Raw genomic sequence first — 6,055 nt, 5'->3', positions numbered from 1 at the left:
GCGACCGCTGTGAATACTCGTGTGCATCTTGAACTACCACTTCGCACACGAGGCTGCGGGTGCACTGGGCACCCGGCATTCCCCACGCCCTCCGGGGCGTAAGGTTTTGCAAAACTCGGGCGCACCGCGCCGCGAGAATGAGAAGTCATATATGCCGTCATTGCGAGGAGAGGAGCAATCCATCCCTCGTCATTCCGGGATGGTCCGAAGTACCAGAGCCGGAATCTCGAGATTCTCCGATGTGCAATCGCGCTCGTAGTTCGATGCTTCGCATCGCCCGGAATGACGGTGGTGTCAAAACGGCTTGCTCAAAAATTTCGAGCCCTTCAACCCGTATCGCCACGGCAGTTCGACCGCTTTGGTAATTCCGATCCTCACGCCTGCGGCGATCTCCGGTTTTTCCCGCCGAGCATACAGCGCGATCGGCGGGGCATCGAGAGCCAATCCATTATGCGCAATCGTGATGCCGAGCGCTTCGGTGAGCTTCCCCGGACCCGAGCACAGCGCGCGTTCGTCGCGCAATCCCCGCCGGCTCCGCATCGCCGGAATGCCGTGGGTCGGTTCAAGCGCACGGATCAGCACCGCGCTGGCGGACCCTGCTTTCTCGCAGACGAAATTGACGCACCAGTGGATGCCATAGGAGCGGTAGACATAGGCGAAGCCGGGCGGGCCGAACATAATCTGGTTGCGCGGCGTCGGGCCCCGATACGAATGGGCGGCCGGCTCGGTGTGATGATAGGCCTCGACCTCGACGATGAGGCCGCCGACTCCATTCACCAGCAGGGTCGCGCCGATCAGGTCGGGCGCGACCTCATGCACGCTACGGGCGAAGAAAGCGCGCTTGAGTGGCTTGCCCAATTTGGGTGCGGCCGGGGTTGGGAATGTGCGGCTTTGAGCCATTCCAGATCAAGGGTCTGCAAATCGGGGGCTGGGAGGGCATAAATGCGTCGGGGATGGCAATATGCTAAAGCATGGCGCCCAACAAGCCGGGCGGTTGCGATTCCCCTTCAAGGGGATTAGCTAAGCCGCTCAGGGATATGGATATTCCATGGTCGTCGTCGTCGATACTATTTCCGCCACGCCGCTCCGCCCGCGCCACCCGGAAAAGGTGAACCGGCCGGACGCGCCGTCGCCGCCGAAGCCGGCCTGGATTCGGGTGCGCGCGCCGACCGCACGCGGCTATGCCGAGACCCGCGACATCGTCAGGGAAAACGGCCTCGTCACGGTGTGCGAGGAGGCGGGCTGCCCGAACATCGGCGAGTGCTGGGACAGGAAGCACGCGACCTTCATGATCATGGGCGACACCTGCACACGCGCCTGCGCCTTCTGCAACGTCAAGACCGGCATGCCCGGCGCGCTCGACGCGTCGGAGCCGCAGCACGTCGCGGAAGCCACCTTCAAGCTCGGGCTCGCCCATCTCGTGGTCACCTCGGTGGACCGCGACGATCTCGCCGATGGCGGCGCCGAACATTTTGCGCAGACCATTCGCGCGATCCGCGCGCGCTGCCCGAGCACCACGATCGAGATTCTCACTCCCGACTTCCTGCGCAAGGAAGGCGCGCTCGAAATCGTGGTGGCGGCAAAACCCGACGTGTTCAACCACAATCTCGAAACCGTGCCGTCGCGTTATCTCAGCGTGCGTCCGGGCGCGCGCTACTTCCATTCGATCCGGCTGTTGCAGCGGGTCAAGGAAATCGACCCAACGATCTTCACCAAATCCGGCATCATGGTTGGGCTCGGCGAGGAGCGCCATGAGGTGTTGCAGGTGATGGACGATCTTCGCTCGGCGGATGTGGATTTTCTGACCATCGGGCAGTATCTGCAGCCGACCCGCAAGCATCACGCCGTGATGCGCTATGTGACGCCGGACGAATTCTCGGGCTATGAGAAGGTCGCCTATACCAAGGGCTTCCTGATGGTGTCGGCGAGCCCGCTGACCCGCTCGTCGCATCACGCCGGCGATGATTTCGCCAGGCTCAGGGCGGCGCGCGCGGCAAAATCCCGCTGAAGCTTTACGCCGATGCCGAAATTCAACTCCAGGCGCCTGGTCAAGCACAGCGCGGCGCAGATGTTCGATCTGGTCGCCGACGTCGAGCGCTATCCGGAATTCGTGCCTTTGTGCAGCGCGCTGAAAGTGCGTCAGCGCACGCCGAAGCCCGACGGCACCGAGATCGTGGTCTGCGAGATGACGGTATCGTTCAAGCTGGTGCGGGAGACTTTTGCGACACGGGTGACGCTGGACCGGGCCAATCTCAAAATCCTGGTCGAATATCTGCAGGGGCCGTTCAGCAATCTCGAGAACCGCTGGACCTTCGAGCCGAAGTCGGAGACGTCCTGCGATGTCGGTTTCTACCTCGCTTACGAGTTCAAGAGCCGGATGCTGGCGATGCTGATGGGCACGATGTTCGATGCCGCGTTCCAGCGCTTTGCGGCGGCGTTCGAGAAGCGTGCGGACATGATCTATGGACGGCCGGGGATCGCAGGCAAGGCGTCATCCTGATCGATCACGTCCGCGGCGGTCGCCGACGTTTGACGGCGCTGCGCCTCGGCGAGCGCGCGACGCGCGGGCGCAACCGGCTGGCGGCCTCGCGGCGCGGTTTTGCGGCGGCCTGCGGTCCGCGCGCCAGTTCCGTCAGCATCCGCAGCGCCTCGACGACGGAGCGCGCCCGCACCGCGCTGCGGCCGATCGCGCCGAAGCGGCATTCGCGATGCAGAATCCGACCGTCGCGGGAGGCGACCGCGAAATGCACCAGGCCCACCGGCTTGCCCGGCATAGCGCCGCCCGGGCCGGCAATGCCGGTAATGGAGACGGCGAGGTCGACGCCGGCGCGCTCCAGCGCGCCCACGGCCATCGCGGTCGCGGTCTCCTTGCTGACCGCGCCAAAACTCTCGAGCGTCGAGGCCTTGACCCCCAGCATCGCGCGCTTGGCCTCGTTGGAATACGTCACAAAACCGCGGTCGATGACGTCGGAGGAGCCGGGAATGTCGGTGAGCGCGCCAGCGACCAGGCCGCCGGTGCAGGATTCTGCGGTCGCGATGGTCAGTTTGCGCATCCGGCAAAGATCGAGCAGCGAGCGGGAGAGGGCGCGGGCGTCGCTGCCGCTCATGTCAGTCGCTCCAACCTTTATCGTCCCAAGGGAGGCGGATGGTGGCGCTCGCGGTGGCTGCGATGCCTTCCTCGCGGCCGGTGAAGCCGAGACGTTCGCTGGTGGTCGCCTTCACGGCGATCCGCGAGATGTTCACACCCGTGATCTCGGCGATGCGCGCGCGCATGGTGTCGCGGAGCGGTCCGATCTTCGGCCGCTCGCAGATCAGCGTCACTTCCAGATTGGCGATGCGGCCGCCGCGCGCGGTGACGCGATCGACCGCATATTTCAGGAACTGGTCGGAGGAAGCGCCCTTCCACTTGATATCGCTGGGCGGAAAGTGCGAACCGATATCGCCGTCCGCCAGTGCGCCGAGGATGGCATCGACCAGCGCATGAAGGCCGACGTCGCCGTCGGAATGGGCGAGGAAGCCGCGCGTGTGCGGCACGCGGATGCCGCAGATCATGACGTTATCGCCGTCGCCGAAGGCGTGCACGTCGTAGCCGGTCCCGGTTCTGATATCGCCGAGGAGGGCAGCGAGGCGGGCTTCTTCGCGTGCAAAATCTTCCGGTGTCGTCAGCTTCATATTCGCAGGATCGCCTTCAAAGGTCGCCACCGTCAATCCCGCCCATTCGGCGAGCGCGGCGTCGTCGGTGAAATCGCTACGGCCCTCGCGCGACGCGCGGCGGTGGGCGTCGAGAATCACATCGAACCGGAACGCCTGCGGCGTTTGCGCGATACGCAGCCGCGCACGCTCCGGCGTGGCCTCGACGTTTCCGTTTGCGTCAATCAGCTTGACGGTGTCGGCGACGGCAATCGCAGGGATGGCCGCGCTGGTACGGCCGGCGGCGTCGATCGCGCGCGAAATCAGCGCCGCCGAGACAAATGGCCGCGCCGCGTCGTGGATCAGGACGATATCCGGCTTCTGGCCGGCGAGCGCTTCGAGCCCGGCGTGCACCGAGGCTTGCCGAGTCGCACCGCCCTCGGCAGGCGGCTCGTGCGGCAAGGCGCTGACGGCCTCATTGAACATGGCGGTATCGTCGGGATTGAGCACCGGCTGCACGGCAAAGACCTGCGGATGACGGCAAAACGGTTCCATCGCGCGGAAAATCACGGTCTGCCCGCCGATCGAGCGATATTGTTTCGGTCCCCCCGCGCCGGCTCGAAGGCCGCGTCCGGCGGCGACAAGAATGGCGGCGGTCCGCGCAGATTTCGGCATTGCACTCAATTACTGGCGATTCTGGGTTGCTGAGGGATCATGGGTCGGTCGGCGCACTGCCCATATCATGCCGGGAATGCAAAAACAGAGTGATTCCCAATGGCTGTGGGAAAAGCTTATTTTGCTGCAGTGCACTTGCACAATTGCAAGAATTGTCTAAAGTGTAGGCATGAAACTTGACTGCACAAGATTTGTGCGCAAAATGCGTCACGACATTCGCGATGAGGCGTCTGTCAAAGAAACGAGAAGTCCGTGACCGGCTCGGAAACATTTCGCTCTAAGCCATTGAGAATAGGTGATATTACTATCGCCAACCGGGTCCTTCTCGCGCCGATGTCCGGCATCACTGATGTGCCTTTTCGGCGTTTGACGGCCGCGCTCGGGGCCGGACTCGTCGTTTCCGAAATGACAGCCAGCGATGATCTCGTCAATGGCCGACCGATGTCGCTGCTGCGATGCGAGGCAACCGGAATAGGTCCCCACGTCGTCCAGCTCGCGGGGTGTCAGACCAAATGGATGGCCGAGGGCGCACGGATCGCCGAAGCGGCGGGTGCTGAAATCATCGATATCAATATGGGCTGCCCGGCCCGCCACGTGACCGGCGGCCAGTCTGGTTCGGCGCTGATGCGCGATCTCGATCACGCCCTGAGGTTGATCGAGGCGACGATATCGGCGGTGAAAGTGCCGGTGACATTGAAGATGCGGCTCGGCTGGGACGAGCGCTCGCTCAACGCGCCGGATTTGGCGCGCCGCGCGGAGGCCGCGGGCGTGCGGATGATTACCGTGCACGGCCGCACGCGCTGCCAGTTCTACAGGGGCGTCGCCGACTGGAGCGCGGTGCGCGCCGTCAAGGATGCGATCAGCATTCCGCTCGTCGTCAACGGCGATATCACATCATTCGAGAAAGCCGTGTCCGCGTTTGAGCAGTCCGGCGCCGACGCCGTCATGGTCGGTCGCGGCGCCCAGGGCCAGCCGTGGTTGCCCGGCCAGATCGCGCGCCGGCTCGAAACCGGCGTCGTCGAGGAGGCGCCGCCGCTCGCCGTGCAGCTCAACCATATCCGCGCACTCCATGACGAGGTTTGCAGTCACTACGGGTTGCGCGTTGGCCTTCGCCACGCGCGCAAACATCTCGGCTGGGCGCTGGAAGTCGCGGCGCGATGCAGCCGCGCGCCGGCGGCCACGCTCAAGACCTGGCGCGCGAAGATTCTGACGTCGGAAGATCCCACAGGCGTGAATCGATCTCTTCAGGATGCGTTTGACGACTTTGCATGGAGCGCTGCTGCATGACTCCAGCCGCAGAACATCGCAGGCCGATGCCGTCCGATGGCGATGCTATCCTCAATGCCTTGCCCAATCCGGTTCTGCTGGTGGCGCCGGACGGCAGGATTGTCGATGCCAATATGGCCGCGGAATCGTTTTTCGAGATCTCGACGCAATTCCTGCAACGCCAGTCTCTCAAGGAACTGGTGCCGTTCGGCAGCCCGCTGCTGGCGCTGATCGACCAGGTGCGCGCGAGCGGCTCGCCGGTCAACGAATACAAGGTCGATCTCGGCACGCCGCGCATCGGCGGCGACCGCCAGGTCGACCTTCACGTCGCGCCGCTGACCGAGCGGCCCGGCCATATCGTCGTGATGCTGCAGGAGCGCACCATCGCCGACAAGATGGACCGGCAACTGACGCATCGAAGTGCGGCGCGTTCGGTGATCGCGCTGGCCGCGATGCTGGCGCATGAAATCAAGAACCCGCTGTC

General features: G+C 64.2%; 7 protein-coding genes. 4 read left to right on the top strand and 3 right to left on the bottom strand.

Annotated features, from left to right (window positions below):
- Positions 1-294 precede the first annotated feature (294 nt).
- The gene (locus QZ213_RS23145) at positions 295-900 is read right to left on the bottom strand and encodes a DNA-3-methyladenine glycosylase (protein WP_291688408.1); all 606 of its coding nucleotides are present in this window, start codon (positions 898-900) and stop codon (positions 295-297) included.
- A 148-nt stretch (positions 901-1,048) separates the two neighbouring features.
- Between QZ213_RS23145 and lipA the strand changes: the two genes are divergently transcribed.
- Both lipA and QZ213_RS23135 read left to right on the top strand, forming a co-directional pair.
- Positions 1,049-2,008 carry a lipoyl synthase gene (gene lipA, locus QZ213_RS23140; RefSeq protein ID WP_291688407.1) on the top strand — a complete coding sequence of 320 codons (960 nt, stop codon included), beginning with the start codon at positions 1,049-1,051 and terminating at the stop codon, positions 2,006-2,008.
- Between the two features lie 12 nt (positions 2,009-2,020).
- On the top strand, positions 2,021-2,500 hold the full coding sequence (locus tag QZ213_RS23135; RefSeq protein WP_291688406.1) for an SRPBCC family protein: 480 nt from the start codon (positions 2,021-2,023) through the stop codon (positions 2,498-2,500).
- 4 nt (positions 2,501-2,504) lie between these two features.
- Here the strand turns inward: QZ213_RS23135 and QZ213_RS23130 are convergent, their stop codons facing one another.
- Together QZ213_RS23130 and QZ213_RS23125 are read right to left on the bottom strand one after the other, a co-directional pair.
- On the bottom strand, positions 2,505-3,107 hold the full coding sequence (locus QZ213_RS23130) for a CinA family protein (RefSeq protein ID WP_291688405.1): 603 nt from the start codon (positions 3,105-3,107) through the stop codon (positions 2,505-2,507).
- A gap of 1 nt (position 3,108) precedes the next feature.
- Positions 3,109-4,305: a bifunctional 2-C-methyl-D-erythritol 4-phosphate cytidylyltransferase/2-C-methyl-D-erythritol 2,4-cyclodiphosphate synthase gene (locus tag QZ213_RS23125; protein ID WP_291688404.1), complete on the bottom strand. Its 1,197-nt coding sequence runs from the start codon at positions 4,303-4,305 to the stop codon at positions 3,109-3,111.
- A 285-nt stretch (positions 4,306-4,590) separates the two neighbouring features.
- On the opposite strand from QZ213_RS23125, the gene dusB reads away from it, so the two are divergent.
- Together dusB and QZ213_RS23115 are read left to right on the top strand one after the other, a co-directional pair.
- Complete coding sequence (gene dusB / locus QZ213_RS23120) at positions 4,591-5,592, top strand: tRNA dihydrouridine synthase DusB (RefSeq protein ID WP_291688403.1); 1,002 nt, start codon at positions 4,591-4,593, stop codon at positions 5,590-5,592.
- On the top strand, positions 5,589-6,055 hold a 467-nt coding region (locus tag QZ213_RS23115), incomplete at its 3' end, for a PAS domain-containing protein (RefSeq protein WP_291688402.1). The genes dusB and QZ213_RS23115, both read left to right, overlap by 4 nt.

This window comes from Bradyrhizobium sp. (genome assembly GCF_017881085.1).
Taxonomy (GTDB): Bacteria; Pseudomonadota; Alphaproteobacteria; order Rhizobiales; family Xanthobacteraceae; genus Bradyrhizobium.
Note: the sequence above shows the minus strand (reverse complement) of the source record. Positions and strands in the feature narration are given on the sequence as shown.